General features: G+C 67.5%; 16 protein-coding genes. 8 read left to right on the top strand and 8 right to left on the bottom strand.

Annotated elements, in window-relative coordinates:
* Positions 1 to 63: 63 nt before the first annotated feature.
* Positions 64 to 642, bottom strand: coding sequence for an LppP/LprE family lipoprotein (locus tag A5790_RS08150; RefSeq protein ID WP_082961629.1), 579 nt, complete (start codon positions 640 to 642; stop codon positions 64 to 66).
* 93 nt (positions 643 to 735) lie between these two features.
* Here A5790_RS08150 and A5790_RS08145 point away from each other — a divergent pair, with 93 nt between their 5' ends.
* The 3 genes from A5790_RS08145 (at position 736) to A5790_RS08135 (ending at position 4,366) form a co-directional block, all read left to right on the top strand.
* Positions 736 to 2,421: a DEAD/DEAH box helicase gene (locus A5790_RS08145; protein ID WP_066842564.1), complete on the top strand. Its 1,686-nt coding sequence runs from the start codon at positions 736 to 738 to the stop codon at positions 2,419 to 2,421.
* Positions 2,418 to 3,557, top strand: a complete 1,140-nt coding sequence (locus A5790_RS08140) for an acyltransferase (protein ID WP_064425442.1) — start codon at positions 2,418 to 2,420, stop codon at positions 3,555 to 3,557. Before A5790_RS08145 ends, A5790_RS08140 begins: the two co-directional genes overlap by 4 nt.
* 92 nt (positions 3,558 to 3,649) lie before the next feature.
* Entirely contained in the window at positions 3,650 to 4,366 is a 717-nt protein-coding gene (locus A5790_RS08135) for a siderophore-interacting protein (protein ID WP_064418827.1), read from the top strand.
* Positions 4,367 to 4,376: 10 nt separating this feature from the next.
* Here the strand turns inward: A5790_RS08135 and A5790_RS08130 are convergent, their stop codons facing one another.
* The 3 genes from A5790_RS08130 to A5790_RS08120 form a co-directional block, all read right to left on the bottom strand.
* Positions 4,377 to 4,961 carry a TetR/AcrR family transcriptional regulator gene (locus tag A5790_RS08130; RefSeq protein ID WP_064396283.1) on the bottom strand — a complete coding sequence of 195 codons (585 nt, stop codon included), beginning with the start codon at positions 4,959 to 4,961 and terminating at the stop codon, positions 4,377 to 4,379.
* Positions 4,961 to 6,202, bottom strand: a complete 1,242-nt coding sequence (locus tag A5790_RS08125) for a cytochrome P450 (protein ID WP_066842563.1) — start codon at positions 6,200 to 6,202, stop codon at positions 4,961 to 4,963. Before A5790_RS08125 ends, A5790_RS08130 begins: the two co-directional genes overlap by 1 nt.
* Before the next feature lie 111 nt (positions 6,203 to 6,313).
* A complete protein-coding gene (locus A5790_RS08120) occupies positions 6,314 to 7,678 on the bottom strand; it encodes an FAD-binding oxidoreductase (protein WP_066842562.1) in 1,365 nt (454 codons plus the stop codon).
* Between the two features lie 100 nt (positions 7,679 to 7,778).
* On the opposite strand from A5790_RS08120, the gene A5790_RS08115 reads away from it, so the two are divergent.
* Together A5790_RS08115 and A5790_RS08110 are read left to right on the top strand one after the other, a co-directional pair.
* Positions 7,779 to 10,394, top strand: coding sequence for a LuxR family transcriptional regulator (locus A5790_RS08115; protein ID WP_066842559.1), 2,616 nt, complete (start codon positions 7,779 to 7,781; stop codon positions 10,392 to 10,394).
* 27 nt (positions 10,395 to 10,421) lie between these two features.
* On the top strand, positions 10,422 to 11,978 hold the full coding sequence (locus tag A5790_RS08110) for a long-chain fatty acid--CoA ligase (RefSeq protein WP_066842557.1): 1,557 nt from the start codon (positions 10,422 to 10,424) through the stop codon (positions 11,976 to 11,978).
* Here A5790_RS08110 and A5790_RS08105 read toward each other — a convergent pair.
* Positions 11,975 to 13,204 carry an MFS transporter gene (locus A5790_RS08105; protein ID WP_066842556.1) on the bottom strand — a complete coding sequence of 410 codons (1,230 nt, stop codon included), beginning with the start codon at positions 13,202 to 13,204 and terminating at the stop codon, positions 11,975 to 11,977. The two genes, A5790_RS08110 and A5790_RS08105, sit on opposite strands and share 4 nt — an antisense overlap.
* A gap of 83 nt (positions 13,205 to 13,287) precedes the next feature.
* Here A5790_RS08105 and A5790_RS08100 point away from each other — a divergent pair, with 83 nt between their 5' ends.
* On the top strand, positions 13,288 to 14,106 hold the full coding sequence (locus A5790_RS08100) for a uracil-DNA glycosylase (RefSeq protein WP_197696739.1): 819 nt from the start codon (positions 13,288 to 13,290) through the stop codon (positions 14,104 to 14,106).
* Here A5790_RS08100 and A5790_RS08095 read toward each other — a convergent pair.
* Positions 14,081 to 14,674 (bottom strand): TetR/AcrR family transcriptional regulator, encoded by a 594-nt coding sequence (locus A5790_RS08095; RefSeq protein ID WP_066842553.1) that lies wholly within the window; start codon positions 14,672 to 14,674, stop codon positions 14,081 to 14,083. The two genes, A5790_RS08100 and A5790_RS08095, sit on opposite strands and share 26 nt — an antisense overlap.
* 78 nt (positions 14,675 to 14,752) lie before the next feature.
* On the opposite strand from A5790_RS08095, the gene A5790_RS08090 reads away from it, so the two are divergent.
* Together A5790_RS08090 and A5790_RS08085 are read left to right on the top strand one after the other, a co-directional pair.
* The gene (locus A5790_RS08090) at positions 14,753 to 16,003 is read left to right on the top strand and encodes an NAD(P)/FAD-dependent oxidoreductase (RefSeq protein ID WP_066842582.1); all 1,251 of its coding nucleotides are present in this window, start codon (positions 14,753 to 14,755) and stop codon (positions 16,001 to 16,003) included.
* A 5-nt stretch (positions 16,004 to 16,008) separates the two neighbouring features.
* The gene (locus A5790_RS08085) at positions 16,009 to 17,046 is read left to right on the top strand and encodes an LLM class flavin-dependent oxidoreductase (RefSeq protein WP_066842552.1); all 1,038 of its coding nucleotides are present in this window, start codon (positions 16,009 to 16,011) and stop codon (positions 17,044 to 17,046) included.
* Positions 17,047 to 17,105: 59 nt separating this feature from the next.
* On the opposite strand, the gene A5790_RS08080 is transcribed toward A5790_RS08085, so the two are convergent.
* Entirely contained in the window at positions 17,106 to 17,567 is a 462-nt protein-coding gene (locus A5790_RS08080; protein WP_082961631.1) for a nitroreductase family deazaflavin-dependent oxidoreductase, read from the bottom strand.
* Between the two features lie 10 nt (positions 17,568 to 17,577).
* Entirely contained in the window at positions 17,578 to 18,015 is a 438-nt protein-coding gene (locus A5790_RS08075) for an HIT family protein (protein ID WP_066842548.1), read from the bottom strand.
* Between the last annotated feature and the right edge of the window lie 4 nt (positions 18,016 to 18,019).

Genomic DNA, 18,019 nt, shown 5'->3' with positions numbered 1-18,019 from the left:
CCGCAATAGGTGTGCGGGTAACCCACGTTCGCGGGGGCGGCGGAGGCGGCCGGTGGGCGGCACTCAGCCGCCGGTGTTCCCGATCAGCTCGACGCCGTTTCCGTTCCAGCGGAACCTGACCACGCTGTCGAGGCCGGGGACGCCGTTGGAGTAGCGCAGCGCGACCGTGTCGCCGGTGCTCTCCGAGGTGTCGACGCCGTTGAACCCGTAGGTGTCGGGCGCGCCGCTCGGGATGAACTTGCCGAGGTGGAACATCACCGCCCGAGTGTTCGGGTTGGTGGTGTTGGTGTTGGCCTTGACGATGACGACCGACAGCTGCGCGCACTCGTTGTAGTTACCTGCGATCGGCTCCGGGTTCCAGCCCTGGTCGCTGCGTGGATCGCGGGGCAACTCGGCCACCGCCCTGGTGATCTCCGGCGCGGCGAGGTTGACCGCGCACGGGTCGGCTGCCGCGGGTGCGCTGGGCACCGCCGCGTTCGGGGCCGACGGCGGCGGCCCGGCAGGGGGAGGTGCGGCGGGGGGCATCGCGTCGGGCGTCTTCGAGACCGTCGAGTCGCTGGCTCCGCAGCCGACGGCGACCACCACCACCGCCGCAAGCGCCGCCGCCGATCGCATGAGGCCGTTGAGCCGAACCGTGCACATCACTTGAGCCACCCTTGCAAATCGCGTCGACCAGGTCGCGCCGACACACCGCGTGGCGAATCGGGCTGCTCGCGGGCACTAGACTCGACGCCGATGACCTCCGCCGAGTCGGATGCGAGCCACGACGGCTCGACCGGCGACCTGACCTTCGACGACCTGCAGATTCACCCTTCGGTGCTGCGGGCCGTCGTCGACGTCGGCTACGAGACGCCGTCAGCGATCCAGGCGGCCACCATTCCGGCCATGATGGCCGGTTCCGACGTGGTGGGTCTGGCCCAGACCGGCACCGGCAAGACCGCCGCGTTCGCGATTCCGATCCTGTCGAAGATCGACACCGACAGCCGGGCGACCCAGGCGCTGGTCCTGGCGCCGACGCGCGAGCTGGCGCTGCAGGTGGCCGAGGCGTTCGGCCGCTACGGCGCGCACCTGCCGGAGGTCAACGTGCTGCCGATCTACGGCGGGTCGTCGTACGGTCCGCAGCTGGCGGGGCTCAAACGAGGCGCGCAGGTCGTCGTCGGCACGCCGGGCCGGGTGATCGACCACCTCGAGAAGGGCCGCCTGGACCTGTCGCGGCTCGACTATCTCGTGCTCGACGAGGCCGACGAGATGCTGCAGATGGGCTTCGCCGAGGACGTCGAGCGCATCCTGTCCGACACTCCCGAGTTCAAGCAGGTCGCGTTGTTCTCGGCGACCATGCCGTCGGCGATCCGCAAGATCACCAAGAAGTACCTGCACGACCCGGTCGAGGTCACGGTCAAGGCGAAAACCGCCACCGCAGAGAACATTTCGCAGCGCTACATCCAGGTCTCGGGCCACCGCAAGATGGATGCGCTGACGCGCGTGCTCGAGGTGGAGGAGGGCGACGCGATGATCGTGTTCGTCCGCACCAAACAAGCCACCGAAGAGGTCGCCGAACGGCTCAAGGCCAGAGGCTTCGCCGCGGCGGCGATCAACGGAGACATCCCGCAGGCGCAGCGCGAGCGCACCATCGCCGCATTGAAGGACGGCCGGATCGACATCCTGATCGCGACGGATGTCGCCGCACGCGGACTGGACGTCGAACGCATCTCGCACGTGTTGAACTACGACATCCCCAACGACACCGAGTCCTATGTGCACCGCATCGGTCGCACGGGGCGGGCGGGCCGGTCCGGGTCGGCGTTGCTGTTCGTCACGCCGCGCGAGCGCCATCTGCTCAAGGCCATCGAGAAGGCCACCCGGTCCAAGCTGGTCGAGGCGGAACTGCCCACGGTCGAGGACGTCAACGCCCAGCGGGTGGCGAAGTTCCGCGACTCGATCACCGAAGCGCTCAGCGCTCCGGGCGTCGACGTCTTCCGCAGCATCATCGAGGACTACGAACGCGAGCACGACGTGCCGATCGCCGACATCGCGGCGGCGTTGGCCACGCAGGCGCACGGCGGTGACGAGTTCTTCATGGTCGAACCGCCGCCGGAGAAACGACGCGAACGCGAAGAGCGTCCCCGCCGCGACAAGCCCGACCGCAAACCGCGGGAAGGCCTGGCCACCTACCGCATCTCGGTGGGCAAACGGCACAAGGTCGGACCCGGCCACATCGTCGGTGCCATCGCCAACGAAGGCGGTCTGCACCGCAGCGACTTCGGCCACATCACCATCCGCCCGGATTTCTCGTTGGTGGAGCTGCCCGCCGATCTGCCGAGGAAGACTCTCAAAGCCCTTGAGAACACCCGTATCTCGGGGGTGAAGATCAACCTGCAGCCCGACCGACGGCCGGACAAGGGCCGGCACAAGCAGAGATGACGCTGTCGCGCGGCTTGGACGCGCAGGGCGGACTCGAATCCGTCAGCAGGGTCGAACGTGTCTCCTCGCTCACCGGTATCCGCGCCGTCGCCGCATTGTTGGTGATGCTCACCCACGCCGCGTACACGACCGGCAAGTACCCGCAGGGCTATGTCGGTTTGGTGTACTCGCGCGCCGAGATCGGGGTGCCGATCTTCTTCGTGCTCAGCGGGTTTCTGTTGTTCTCGCCATGGGTGAAGGCTTCCGCGGAGGGTAGGCCCGGACCTTCGGTGCGCCGCTACGCCTGGCGCCGGGTGCTTCGCATCATGCCCGCGTACGTCGTCACGGTCCTTGCGGCATACCTCGTCTACCACTTCCGCACGGCGGGCCCGAACCCCGGACACACATGGGAGGGGTTGCTGCGCAACCTCACGCTGACCCAGATCTACACCGATAGCTACCTGTATTCGTTTCTGCATCAAGGGCTTACGCAGATGTGGAGCCTGGCGGTAGAGGTTGCATTCTATGCAGTGCTGCCCCTGCTGGCGTGGTTGTTGCTGGTGGTCCTGTGCCGACGACGGTGGCGTCCGGGCGTGCTGATCGGCGGACTGGTCGCCCTGGCACTGATCACGCCGGCATGGCTGATCCTGGTGCACACCACCGATTTTCTGCCCGACGGCGCGCGGCTGTGGCTGCCGTCGTACCTCGTCTGGTTCATCGGCGGGATGTTGCTTTCGGCGTTGCAACCGCTGGGGGTGCGGGCTTACGGCCTGGCTTGCATACCGCTGGCGGTGGCGTGTTATTTCATTGCGTCCACGCCCATCGCCGGGGAGCCGACCACGTCGCCCACCGAGCTGCGCGAGGCCTTGGTGAAGGTGTTCTTCTACACGGTGATCGCCACGCTGGCGGTGGCGCCGCTGGCGCTCGGTGATCGCGGCGTCTACGCCCGGCTACTGTCCAGTCGGCCGATGGTGTTCCTCGGGGAGATCTCCTACGAGATCTTCCTGATCCACCTGATCTTGATGGAGCTGGCGATGGTGGAGGTGCTGCACTATCCGATCTACACCGGTTCGATCGTCATACTGTTCCTCGTCACCTTCGTGATGACAGTCCCGCTGGCGTGGCTCCTGCACCGGTTCACCCGCGTGCGGTCCTGACGGCCCGCTAAGGCTCGAAGCGGGCTATCTGCCGCTTCCGCACATCGGAGATTAGGGTAGCCTAACCGGGACAGCGACACGGAAGGCTAGTGATGTCGGACAAGAAGCCAACGCGAGGTTTCCAGGGCGCGGTGCTCAAGCTGCTGCGCGCGGGCGACTATCGGCTGACCGTGACCGGTAAGCGGGAGATCAGCCCGCACTACCTGCGGCTGAGCTTCGACGCAGGCGGCATGCTCGAAGGCTCGCCGCTGCACCCGACGATGTGGATCCGCATGTGGTTCGCCGATGGCGAGAAACTGCACCAGCGCGGCTACACGCTGGTCGACCCGAACCCAGCAGCCAACACCGTCGACATCGAGTTCGCGCTGCATGACGGCGTCGCCTCGCACTGGGCGGAAAACGCGCAACCCGGCGACACGATCGAGGTCACGGTGCTCGGCAGCAATTTCACGCTGCCCGAACCGCCGCCTGCCGGTTACGTGATCGTCGGCGACACCGCGTCGCTGCCCGCCATCAACTCGTTGCTGACCGCGATCGGCGACACCCCGGCGCGGGTGTTTCTGGAGGCCGCACACGACGACGACCGGCAGCTACCGGTCGCCCGCACCACCGACGTGATGTGGGTGGACCGCAAGAACGCCGGCGAAGCGCTGGTGGAAGCGGTGGCCGCAGCCGCGTTCGACGCCCCCGACCACTTCGGATGGGTGGCATGCGACAACCGCACGACCCGCGCGGTGGCCAAGGTCTTCCGCGAGCAGTACAAGATCTCGAAGAAGGCGATCAAGGCCCAGGCTTACTGGGTGGCCTGACAATCCGGCGCTAGAGTGTCGGCTCCCGTTGGCTGGGCAGCACGATCGGAACGACGAACTCCTCGAGCATCGACCGCTCGTCGTCCTCGTCGTGGCCGGGGAACAGCATCAGCGAGGTCATCACCCGCACCAGCCACCGCGCGCGGTGTGCGACCAACTCCGGCGCGTCGGGACCGAGCGAGATGACGAACGCCTCGGTCAGCGCCTTGATCACCTCGGACTCCTCGGCCATCTCCGCACCGATCGGTCGCTGGGTCGTGGCGAACCACGATGCCAGGGCTGGGCTTTCGCGCACGTTGCGCAGCGAGGCCAGCATCCCTTCGATCAACCGCTCACGCGGATCGGTCAGCGCGTTGATCTGTTCGGTCATCTCCCGGTACAGCCGGTAGCTCTCGCGGTGCACGTAGGCGGTGTAGAGTGCTTCGCGGTTCTCGAAGTAGCGGTACAGCGTGGCGCGAGAACATCCTGCCGCCGAAGCGATCTCATTCATGCCGACGGTGGCGGCCTCTTTCTGGGTGAACAGCTCACCCGCCGCGTCGAGAATGCGGTCCGCGGCCACCTCGGTGCGCCGCGCGGCCAACCAGTCACCGGCCATCAGGCGACCACCTCGAACGGAACGGACAGCGGTCGTCGCACATAACTGCCACCGGCCCAGACGATTGCGCTCTCGTCGACTTCGAAGTCGGGGATACGGGTCAGCAGTTCGGTCAGAGCGACGCGCGACTGCATGCGCGCGGCCGCCGCGCCGAGGCAGTGGTGCGCGCCGTGGCTGAAGGTCAAAATGTTGCGGGGTCTGCGCGTCACGTCGAGTTCGGATGCGTCATCGCCGAATTGGCGTTCGTCGCGGTTGGCCGATGCGTAGAGGAACAGCACCCGTCTGCCCTCCGGGATGGTGGTGTCGGCCACCGTCACATCGCGTGTGACGGTGCGGGCCAGCCCCTGCACCGGCGAGGTCATGCGCAGAAACTCGTCGACCGAATCCGGTATCAGGTCCGGGTTTTCGACGAGAAGGTGACGCTGTTCGGGGCGCTGATGGAGCAACTGGACCGAGCCGCCGAGCATGCCGGTGGTGGTGTCGTTCCCGCCGGTGACCATGGTGAAGGTGAACGCGAGGATCGACAGCACACCCGCGATGTCGCCGTCGGCGCCCACACCTGCGGCCACCAGATGCGACACGGTGTCGTCCTCCGGCTGGACCCGTCGACGTTCGACGAGATCGGTGAAGTAGGCCATCATCTCGCCCAGCTTGTCGCCGAGCGTCTCGAGCGCACCGCCGATTCCGCCGTCGGCGGTGTTGGCGGCGACGATCGCCTCGGTCCAGCCGTCGAACTTGTCGCGATCGGCCTCCGGTACGCCGAGGTAGTGGGCGACCACCATGGACGGCAGCGGTTTGAACAGTTCGGCGACGATGTCGCCGCCGCCGTTGCTCCGGATGCGCTCGATGCGCTCGACGACGTAATCGCGGACCTTCGGCTCGACCGCCTCGACCTGCCGAGGGGTGAATCCCCGCGACACCAGCTTGCGGAACTCGGTGTGCACGGGCGGGTCCTGCATGACCATCGGCGGGTTGTCGGCCAAGCCGATCAGTTCGAGTTCCCCGTAGTTGACCGTGAGCCCCTGCGCCGAAGAGAACGTCTCGTGATCACGCGCGCCGGCCCAGATGTCGGCATGGCGCGACATGACGTAGTAGTCGTGATCCGGCCGGTCGCTCGGCACGACGTGGTGTACGGGATCGTGGTCGCGCAGCGACTGATACATCGGCCACGGATCGGCCCACGTGTCGGCGTTGGCGAGCTGGAATCGAACCGGCGTGTCATGAGACAGAGTAGCCGTCATGTCTCATTGGTACGACAGAACCGGGGCCCATGTCAATAGCATCAACCTCGAAACCGACGAATTGGTCGAAGCCGGCGGGTGATTTCAACCAATACGTCGGTCTCGGCGCAGTCAGATCGCGGCACCCGGGTTGAGGATGTTGTCCGGATCGAGCGCGGCCTTGATCCGCCGGTTGAGCTCCATCGCCTCCGGACCGATCTGACCGGCCAGCCACGGCCGCTTCAGCCTGCCGACCCCGTGTTCGCCGGTGATCGTGCCGCCCAGGCTCACGGCCAGATCCATGATCTCGCCGAACGCCTGGTGGGCGCGGTCGGTCATCGCGGGATCGGCGGGGTCGTAGACGATCAGCGGATGCGTGTTGCCGTCGCCGGCATGCGCGATCACCGAGATCAGCAGTTCGTGGTTGGCCGCGATCTTGGCCACGCCGCTGACCAGATCGGCCAACGCGGGCAACGGAACTCCGACGTCCTCGAGCAGCAGCGAGCCCTTCAACTCCACGGCCGGAATGCAGAACCGCCGCGCGGCGACGAAGGCCTCGCCCTCCTCGGGGTCCGACGTCGAGAACACTTCCTTGGCGCCGTGTTCGGTGAAGACGTCGGCCATGAACCGGGCGTCTTCGGCGCCGGACGGACCACGGTCGTCAGAGGCGGCCACCAGCATCGCGGCAGCGCTGCGGTCGAGGCCCATCTTCAGCTTGTCCTCGACGGCGTTGATGGCCGCCGAGTCCATGAACTCCAGCATCGAAGGCCGGATCCTGGCCGTGATCGCGACGACGGCCGCAGCAGCCGCCTCCACCGAGCCGAAGGCCGCGACCACGGTGCACGCCGCCGATTGTGCGGGCAGCAGCTTCAGCGTCACCTCGGTGACCACGCCGAGCGTGCCCTCGCTGCCGACGAACAACTTGGTCAGCGGCAGCCCGGCGACGTCTTTGAGCCGCGGACCGCCGAGCCGCACCGCGGTGCCGTCGGCGAGCACCACCTGCAGGCCGAGCACGTAATCCGTTGTGACGCCGTACTTCACGCAGCACAGGCCACCGGCATTGGTGGCCACGTTGCCGCCGATGCTGCAGATCTCGAACGACGACGGGTCCGGCGGATACCACAGCCCGAACTCCGCGACCGCCTTCTTGACCTCCGCATTGAGCAGACCGGGTTGGACGACGGCGGTGCGCGTCACCGGGTCGACGGTGATGTCGCGCATCTTCTCGGTCGTCAGCACGATGGCGCCGTCGAGGGCCGATGCGCCGCCGGACAGGCCGGTGCCCATACCGCGCGGCACCACAGCGATCTTGTTTGCGGTGGCCCAGCGCAGCACGGCTTGTACCTCTTCGGTGCTGCGCGGCCGCACCACCGCCAGCGGTGTGCCCGCGTTCGGGTCGAACGCCCGGTCCTGCCGGTATGACCCCAGGATGTCCGGATCGGTGACGACGGCTCCCTCGGGCAGCGCGTCGACCAGATCGGCCAGGGGTGACTCCACAGCGCCATGGTACGAGTCGGCGGCTTTGACAGGTCCGGAGCCGCGTGACGGCGGCTCCAAAACCCGCGCAGGTGGGAGAACTGCGGGATATAGTTCCGCCGTGATCAGCGGGGATCCGCTGGCGGGACGTGACGGCGAACTGGCAATCATTCGCCGCGCACTCAGCGGGGGCACCAACGCATCCGGCGTCGTGATCGTCGGCGCCGCAGGGGTGGGCAAGACCCGGCTCGCACGTGAGGTGCTTCGGCTCGCCGACCGCGCGGGCGACCGCACGAACTGGATCGTCGGCACCGAATCCGCGAAAGCGCTACCGCTGGGCGCGTTCACCGCCGTCATCGACGAGGCCGTCGCCGAGCCGGTGCCCAACATACGCCGACTGGTCAATTCCCTTGTCGGCCAACATCGTCACGGCCGCACCCTGATCGGGGTCGACGACGCGCATCTGCTCGACGGGCTGTCCGCGCACGTGGTGCATCAGCTTGCGCAGTCCCGGGCGGCCCGTCTGGTCGTTACCCTTCGCGCGGGCGCCGACGAACCCGATGCGATCACCGCGCTGTGGAAGGACGGACTGCTCGTCCGCCTCGACCTCGCACCGCTGTCCGTCGACGCGGCCCGCGCCGTGATCGAGCAGATCCTCGGTGGTGCGGTCGACGCCCGTAGTGCTCACCGGTTCTGGAAGCTGACCGGTGGCAACGCCCTCTTCCTGCGCCAGTTGGTCACCGATCAGATCGACGCAGGCCGGCTACGGCAGACGGCTGGGGTATGGATCTGGGACGGCGGCGTGGCGGTGTCGCAGAGCATCAGTGACATGGTCGGGCGCCAACTGCGTGAACTGACCCCGGCTGTCGCCGTCGTCGTCGACACGCTGTCGCAGTGCGAACCGCTGGAGGTCGACGCCCTGTGCGACGTGGTGGACCGGGACGCGCTGGAGACTGCCGAGCGGTTGCGGCTGGTGACCGTCGAGCGAAGGGGGGCGCATTTGGCGGCGCGCCTGGCCCATCCGCTGTTCGGCGAATTGCGTCGGGCCACCGCCGGCGAGCTCTACCTGTCGAGGATCCGCGGCAGGTTGGCCAACCGGCTTGCCCAGGACGGTGAGTCCGACGGTCAGGCGACGGTGCGACGGGCACTGCTCGCGCTCGAATCGGACCTGCCACCGGACCCCGAGCTCTTCCTGACGGCGGCTCGGGGCGCAATGACGCTGCTCGACCTCGAACTGGCCGACCGGTTCGCAACCGCCGCGGCCGACGCCGGTGCCGCCGAGGCGCCGGGGCTGCGCGCGTTGAACCTCTTCCTGCTCGGCCGCGGCGCGCAGGTCGAGGAGGTGCTGCGCCCGATGATCGGCGACAGCACCGCAAGCGCACACCGCTGGTCGATTGTGAGGGCGGCCAATCTGATCTGGATGCTCGGCCGGATCGACGATGCGGGTGCGGTGCTGACCCAGCTGGCATCTGGTCCCGAGTCGACGGCCGAGCAGTTCGCGCGCATGGCCGCCGAAGCGTGCGTCGACGCCGCATCGGCGCGATGTGACGCCGCGGCCCAAAAGGCCACGGCCGCACTGGAGTCGGGACTGCTGACCGACTTCGACGCGATGTTGGCGGCGGTGGCGCTGACGATGACGCTGGGTGCGCTCGGCCGGGCCGACGAACTTACCGCGGTCGCGGAGTCGGCGCTGCAGCGGGCGATGACGTCGTTTCAGGCGTCGCACATGCGGTTCTGGTTCGCCAGCGTGTATGCCCGGGCCTGCCGGTTGACCGGACATGTCGACGAATGTGAGGCCATGGCACGGCGAATCGCGGACTCCGCCAAAGAGATGCCGAGCCTGGCCTACGCCAATCTTGCGTCGCTGCTGGGTAACGCCGAACTCATGCGGGGCAACGTCCGCGCAGCGGTGACGCTGTTGCACGAGGCGTTGGCTGGTGTGCAAAGGCATGGTGTGACAAGCGGTTTGCGGCCGGCCACCTGTTTCGCCCTGGCCGAGGCGCACGCGAAACTGGGTGAGGGGAAGGCGGCCGAGCACGCAATCGCCGAGGCGTGTGAGAGCGTGCCACCCGACTACGTGTTCATGCAGACGGCGCTGAGCATCGCCACCGGATGGTCCTTGGTGGCCAATGGATGCGTCACCGACGCCATCGCCACCGTGCGAGCGGCGGCGTCCCAAGCCCGCACGCGTCGCCAGCCCACTCACGAGCTGGCGTGTCATCAGGCGGCGGCGCAGTGGGGTGACACATCGTGCGCCAAGCCCGCACGTGAACTCGCCGACGCACTCGGGTTGCCGTTGGCCGATGCCGTTGCGCGCCATACAGAAGCGCTGGCCGCCGACGACGGCGAAGGATTGCTCGCGGCCGCCGACGCCTACCGCACCATCGGTGACCGGGCGGCCGCAGCCGACGCCGCCGCGCAAGCGGCGGTCGCGTTCACCCGCGGCCAGCACCGCAAGCGCGGCCTGTATGCCGCCGCCGTGGCCAAAGAACTCAGCGACGCCTGCGGGGGACTGTGCACACCGGCCCTGAGGGTTCCGGCCAGTCAGCCGCTGACCGGCCGTCAGCGCGAGATCGTCGAGTTCGTGGTGGCCGGTTTGTCGAACCGTGAAATCGCCGAACGGCTGGTGATGTCGGTGCGCAGCGTCGAGGGCCACATCTATCGCGCGTGCCAACGGGTGGGGGCGAGTTCTCGTGAGGAACTCGCCGCAGTCGCCAGGCAGGGCCCTGCTCGCTAACGGAGGCTCTTCGGGAAAGGTCGCTCCATGGACGAGATCCACTACCGCGATGCCGGATTCGGCGACTGGGCGACCCGCCGTGCCTTCCTCTGCGGTGACCGGGTCGCCCTGATCGACGGGGACCGCAGGGTCACCTACACCGAATTCGACCGGCGCACCAATCGGCTGGCGCAGGCGTTGCACGCGTGTGGCGTGCGGCAGGGTGACCGCGTGGCCGGGCTGATGACCAACTGCTCTGCCTTTCTCGAGACGCTGTTCGCCACCGGCAAGCTCGGCGCGGTGTTCGTACCCATCAATTTCCGGCTTGCCGCACCCGAAGTCGCCTACCTGCTCTGTGATTCCGGTGCGGTCGCCTTCGTGTGGTCAAACGGGCTATCGGCGGTCGCACGGGCGGCGTGCGCCAGCGAGGCCGTTCGAGTGCGGACGCGGGTGGTGGTCGGCGGTGAAGTCGAGGATGGGGAAACGGACTTCGAGCAACTCCTCGCCAGTGGTGAGGATCGCCCTGCGGACGCCGACATCGCCGGTAGCGACTTGTGTTGCCTACCATACACTTCGGGCACGACGGGTCGGCCCAAGGGAGCGATGCTCACCCACGACAACCTGTTCTGGAACACGATCAACGGCGTTTGCGCCGGGAGAGGGCTACGCGAAGGGGACCGGACCGTCACGGCGGCGCCGTTGTTTCACATCGGTGGGCTCAGCGTGCACACTCTGCCGCTGATCTACGTCGGCGGCACCAACGTGTTACTGCCCGCTTTCAGCCCCCCGGAAGTGCTCGCCGCGATGGTACGTGAACGCGCCACGGTCCAGTTTCTCGTACCGGCGATGTGGGCGGCGCTCATGGCCGTGCCCAATTTTGAGTCCTACGATTTGTCGGCGCTCGAATTGGCCGTCAGCGCGGGCGCACCGTGTCCGATGCCGGTGCTCGAGTACTTCCGGGCCGGTGGTGTTCCGTTCCAGGAGAGCTTCGGTCTCACCGAAACCGGAGGCGTCACGCTCCTCGACGCCGGCCACGTCACGGAGAAGTTCGGTTCTGTCGGCCGATCGCTCTTCCACGTGCAGACCCGTGCCGTGGACGATCAGGACCGCGACGTCGCCACCGACATGGTGGGTGAAGTCGTGGTCCGCGGACCCGCCGTTTTCGCGGGCTACTGGAAGAAGCCCGAAGCGACAGCCGAAGCGATCCGTGGCGGGTGGTTCCACACCGGCGACCTGGGACGCATGGATGCGGACGGTTTCATCACCTTGGTCGACCGGAAGAACGACATGATCATCACCGGCGGTGAGAACGTCTACCCGGTCGAGGTCGAGCAGGTGCTCTATCGCCATTCGGCAGTCCATGAGGTCGCGGTGGTGGGCGTCGCGGACCCCAAATGGGGCGAAACACCGATCGCGGTGGTCGCCCTCGAGGACGGTGCGCGGGCCACTGAGGACGAACTGATCGCATACGCGCGGGAGCGGTTGGCCCATTTCAAGTGCCCCACCCGGGTGGAGTACGTCCCGGAACTGCCCCGCAACGCTTCGGGCAAGGTGCTCAAGACGGCGCTGCGCGACGAATTCGACGGCGGACCGTCACGCCGTTAGACCGTTGGCGGGTGGTCGAGTTCGCGCAGGCCGGGCAGGAACACGGCGATGATGCCCAGCAGCAGCATCGGCAGCGCCAGTGCGAGGAACGTGGTGTGCAAGCCGGCCGAGTCGGCAAGCGGCCCGGCGATGATCAGTCCCAGCGGACCCGCCGCATACGCCAGCGATCCCATCACGCCGACCACCCGGCCGCGCAGATGCTGCGGTGCCCGCGTCTGCATGACGTAGTTGTAGATCGGTTGGATCGGCCCGTAGACCAGCCCGACGATCGCCGAGAGCACCAGGATCAGCGGTAGCGGCGGCAGGAATGCGATGACTGTCATCGCGACTCCCAGCGTCAGCACCGCGGTCAACATCGTCACCCGACGGCTGATGTACTTCGAGGACACCGCATAGCCGAGCGCGCCCACCAGGCCGCCGATGCTCAACGCCATCAGCACCCAACCGAGTTGCACGGGTTCGTCGCGGTCGGTGAAGTACTTGGGGAACAGGACCGACTCCATCGGCATGTAGAGCCCGGTCACCACCAGGTCGACGATCGCCAGCGTGCGAAGGACCCTGTTGTGCCAGACGAACCTCAGCCCTTCCACGACGCCCGCCCACACCCCCTCGGGTAGCGAGGTGCGGTCGGGCGTACCGGCTCCCTCCAACCGCAGGACGGCGATCGCGGCGATCGAGAGGACGAATGCCGACGCGGTGACCCACATCGTGTTGATGCCGCCCAGTGTGGCGATCAGCAGGCCGCCGATGCCGGGTCCGACGATGTAGGCGAGGTTGAACACCGCCTCGTAGACGCTGTTGGCGCGGTCCAGCGTCCACCCGGCGCCAATCGCCGCTTCGGGCAGCATCGTCTCGCGAGCGGTCATCCCCGCCGGGTCGAAGAAGGCGCCCAGCGCGGCCAACGCGGCGAGCACCGCGACGTTGACGGCCTCGACGCCGAACGTCAGCGCCAGCACGGGCACGGCGGCCACCGACAGCGCGGAAAGGGCATCGGAGATCATCGAGACCAGCCGCCGGCCCAGATAGTCGACGGCGGCCCCTGCGATCAGCGTCGCGACGAGCAACGGCAGCGAGCCCGCCATCGCCACGATCGAGGCGTCGAGCGCAGAGCCGTTGCGTTGCAACACCAGCCATGGGAACGCGACGAGCGAGATTCCGTTGCCGGCACCGGCCGTGAGCGCGGCGAAGAAAATCAGTATCAGGGGACCGCGCCGGCTATCCGTCATGAGTTATCGCGGCAGAATCTAACAGCGCACAGGCCCGTTCGGCATCAGATTTCCCTACCAGGCACAGTGGTGCTGTGCAGCGCTTGCCTCACCCGCGGACCGGTGGGCGGTTCACGTCGCCGGTTCCTCCCGGCTCGGGCTGGCCGGGTGACCCCGCCACGTCTAGGACCGCCGTCGCGCAGACCGCCGCGCACGTCGTGTCGATGGCCGCGGCGACGCAGTCGCTCGCAGAGCTCGACGCCGAGGTATCGGTGTGCCGCGCCTGTCCCCGTCTGGTCGAGTGGCGTGAGGAGGCCGCCGTCGTCAAGCGCAGGTCCTACGCCGACGAGCCGTACTGGGGCCGTCCGGCTCCGGGCTGGGGGTCATCGCGGCCCCGGGTGTTCGTCGTCGGTCTCGCGCCCGCGGCCCACGGGGCCAACCGCACCGGCCGGATCTTCACCGGCGACCGGTCGGGCGATTTTCTGTTCGCGGCGCTGCACCGGGTGGGCCTGGCGAACCAGGCGCTGTGTGTCGACGCGGCAGATGGCTTGGCGCTCAACGAGACCCGCGTGGCCGCCGCCGTGCGCTGTGCACCGCCGGCCAATGCGCCGACACCCGCCGAACGCGCGACCTGCGCTCCGTGGCTGGATGCCGAATGGCGGCTGACGGCTGCGCACGTGCGCGTGGTCGTCGCGCTCGGCGGGTTCGCATGGCGGGCGGCGCTGCAGATGCTGCGCACGGGCGGTGTGCCGGTGCCGGTGCCCGCGCCGAAGTTCGGCCACGCCACCACCGCCCAGATGGGCGGCGTCACGTTGGTGGGCTGCTACCACCCCAGCCAGCAGAACACGTTCACCGGCAAGCTGACGCCGCAGATGTTCGACGACGTGTTCCGCACGGCTAAGGCGCTAGCGTCCGTCGAATAGTCGCGAACTGGGCGACGACCAACTCCTGCAGGGCCGAATCCGCGAAGTCGTCGTAGTGCGCGATGGTCCATTCGTCGAAGACCTGCAGAATTCGGAAAACGAGCTCCGCCTGCAACGGCTCGGGCAGGTCGGTGCGGACGGCACCGGATCGACGACCGACGTGCAGCACCCGGCGCACCCACTCCCGGACTGCTCCGAGCGCTCCGCCGATGGCGGTTTTCGCCGGATCGGGGGCCTGCAGGTAGAACATCCGTCCCAGCAGCAGGAACGTGGGCTCGCGCTGCGAGACCCGGACCAGCTTCGTGAAGTACCGTTCGATTTTCGGCCAGAATTCCGTTCCCGCGAATTCCTCGGGCTCGACGAGGTCGATTTCGGCTGAAACTTCAGCGATCAATTCCCCCACGACGAATTCGTAGAGTTCCGCCTTCGAAGACAAGATGTAGTAGAACGAACTCTTGCTCATCGCGCACTGCTCGATGATCCGGTTAAGCGACGCGTGTTCATAACCCGCGGAACCGAATTCGAGGGCCGCCGTCTCCACCAAACGCCGTCGCCTCGCTGCGGGCATGCGGGCGATTCTTGCCGAGGTCACGATTCAGGATAACAGAGTGGACCACCCGGTCCACTCAATGGTAGCGTGGAAAACATGTTGAGTCCGACAAGCGTAGAAGAGCAATACCAGCAGGCGACTGCGGACGAATTACGAATTTTGGTTGTCGGCGCCGGGATCGCCGGTGTGACGGTTGCGCAACTGCTTCGCGGGGACGGCAGGCACCCGGTCCTGATCGAGCGCGCCGAAAGCGCGCCCGCGCAGGGTTACATGCTCGCGTTGATGCCGATGGTCGACGCCGCACTCGACGACCTCGCCGTGCGCGACGCGTACCGCGCGGCGAGCGTTCCGCTGAAGCGGTACGCCGTGCACGGTCACACCGGCCGCATGCTGCGGACTGACTCGACCGTCGACCTGATGTCGCGGTACGGCGACTACCGCGGCATTGCCCGCGGTCGGCTGATCGATGTACTGGCCGATGCCGGCTGCCCGGTGACGTACGACTCGGTGGTCACCGACCTGGCGGAGACGTCGGCGGGTGTCGACGTCCGCGTGAGGAGCCAAGGCGCCGATCACCGCATGCATTTCGATCTCGTCGTAATCGCCGACGGAATGCACTCGAAGTCACGCGATTTCGTGCTCGACGGGCAATCGGTGCAGTGGGAGGACACCGGCTGGGGCGGCTGGGTGGTGTGGGCGCCCGACGAAGGCGACTCCGATCTCGGTGAGGAGTTGTGGGGAGCGGGCGGCATGGTCGCGATGTATCCGGTGGCCGATGCGCTGGGGGTGTTCCTCGGCGGGCCGCGGGGGGACACCGCGGCAGGTCACGCGCCCTTCGTCACGGCGATGCGCCGTGGCCTCAAGACCGTCAACCCCAGACTGGACCGCGCGATGGCCGCCGTCGCCACCGACCCCGATCCCTACTACTGGTCGTTGACCGACTGCCGCGCCCCGCGCTGGACCACCGAGCACACCGTTCTGCTCGGTGACGCGGCGGCCGGGTTCCTGCCGACCGCCGGCGTGGGTGCGGGCATGGCGATGGAGTCGGCGTGGGTGCTCAGCCGCGTGCTCCGCCATGCGCCCGGCATCGCACTCGGTGAGCTGCTGCGCGCCTACGAACTCGGACAACGTCCCCGCATCGAGGCGGCCCAGGACAACTCGCGCCAACTCGCCAAGGTGATGTTCCGCCGCAGCCGGTCGCTCGCCGTCGCCCGTGAGCTCGCGATGCGCGTGATGAGCGTCGAACGCGCGCTGCGGCCGATCCAGCGCCTCCTGCAACAGCAGCCCGACCCGGAAGCGCTGGTGGACGCGGTACGGGGAACGTCCATGCGCTCAAATGCGTTGTGATTGCTATGCGTCTCTCAGTCCTTGATCTCGTACCGGTGCGCACCGACCAGTCGACCTCCGATGCACTGGCAGCGTCGACGCGGCTCGCGCAGACCGCCGACCGCCTCGGCTACACCCGCTTCTGGGTCGCCGAGCACCACAACATGCCCTCGGTGGCGGCCACCAGCCCACCGGTGCTCATTGCGCACCTCGCTGCGCACACCGAACACATCCGGGTCGGATCCGGCGGGGTGATGCTGCCGAATCACGCGCCGCTCGCCGTCGCCGAGCAGTTCGCACTCTTGGAGGCGGCCCACCCGGGACGCATCGACCTCGGCATCGGCCGCGCGCCGGGCTCGGACCCGGTGACGTCGATGGCACTGCGCGGTGCCGCCGGTCGCGACGATCGTGACATCGAGGCCTTCCCCGACTATCTCGACGACGTGGTCGCTTTGATGAGCGCGCGGGGCGTGCGCGTGCCGATTCCGAATCAGCGTTACGTCCTCAAGGCGACACCCGCTGCGGTGAGCGAACCGAAGCTGTGGCTTCTGGGGTCGTCGATGTATTCGGCGCACCTGGCCGCCGCGAAGGGACTGCCGTACGTGTTCGCCCACCACTTCTCGGGCAAGGGCACCGCGGAGGCGCTGGAGGTGTACCGCTCGGAGTTCCGGCCCAGTGAGCTGGCGCCCGAACCCGTCACCTTCCTCACCGTCAACGCGGTCGTCGCCGAAACACGTGAGGAGGCAGAGGCTTTGGCGTTGCCGAACCTTCAGATGATGGCGCGGCTGCGCACCGGTCAACCGTTGGGTCCGTTGGATCTCGTCGAGGACGCCCAACAGCAGGAGCTCACACCGCAGGCGCAGCGCATCGCCGAAGCCTCCTTCGGGCGCGCTGTCGTCGGGGATCCGACCGAGGCGGCCGAGCAGGTGCGTGCGCTGGCTGACCGGTTCGGTGTCGACGAGGTCATGGTCAACCCGGTCGCTTCGGCCCGCCGCGGCACCGACCCGGCGACCGCGCCGGCGCGCGACAACACGCTGGAACTGCTGGCCAAAGAGTTGTTCTAGGCGGGCGTCAACCGGCGGGCCGGTTATCAGGCGTCAACCGGCGGGCCGGTTATCAGGCGTCAACCGGCGGGCCGGTTATCAGGCGTCAGCCTGACCACCGGGATCGGACGTGACGTCCGTTTTTGATAGCCGATGTAGCGGTCCTTGTTGCCGCGCATGTCGTTGACGATCTTCCACAGTCGCGGGAAGTCGGGATCATCCTGAGTGACCGGGGTCGCCGTGACCTTGATGCGCTTGGGGCCGACGTTGATCTCGACGTTCGGATCCGCCTTGAGGTTGTGGTACCACCCGGGCGCTTTCGGTTCGCCTCCCTTGGACGCGACCACCAGATAGTCGTCTCCGTCGCGCGCGTAGGAGAGCGAATTGGACCGCTGCAAACCGGTTTTCGCCCCGACCGTGTGCAAAATCAGCATCGACGGTGCGCCAGGGATGGTGTGGCCGATGCGGCCGTTGGTGCCCTTGTAGATCTTGTCGTGCAGCAACAGCATCGGGTAACCGATGTACTTCTCGTACCAAGGCATGCTCATGGGCTCAGTCTTGCGCAGCCGAGTCGAGTTCCGCCAGCGCCTCGCGCAGCAGCCGTCCCGACTCCTCACGGTCCGGGTCGCGGCGAAGGAGCATGTTCTTGGCGAACGAGAGCTTGTCGCCCTGCTGCCGCGGCAGCACGTGCAGATGGATGTGGAACACCGTCTGAAACGCGGCCTTGCCGTCGTTGATCACCACGTTGTTGCCGTCGGCGTGCAAACCGGACCGGCGTGCGGCACGCGCGATCCGCTGGCCCACCCGCGCCAAGGTGGCGACGGTCTCCGGCGGCGTGTCGGTCAGGTCCACCGTGTGCCGCTTCGGGATCACCAGCGTGTGTCCGCGGCTGAACGGGCGGATGTCGAGGATGGCGAGGACGTCGTCGTCGTCGTAAATGCGGATGGCGGGGGCCTCGCCGGCGACAATGGCGCAGAACACACAGGACATGCCG

It is taken from the genome of Mycobacterium sp. 852002-51152_SCH6134967, assembly GCF_001667105.1.
GTDB lineage: Bacteria > Actinomycetota > Actinomycetes > Mycobacteriales > Mycobacteriaceae > Mycobacterium > Mycobacterium neumannii_A.
Note: the sequence above shows the minus strand (reverse complement) of the source record. Positions and strands in the feature narration are given on the sequence as shown.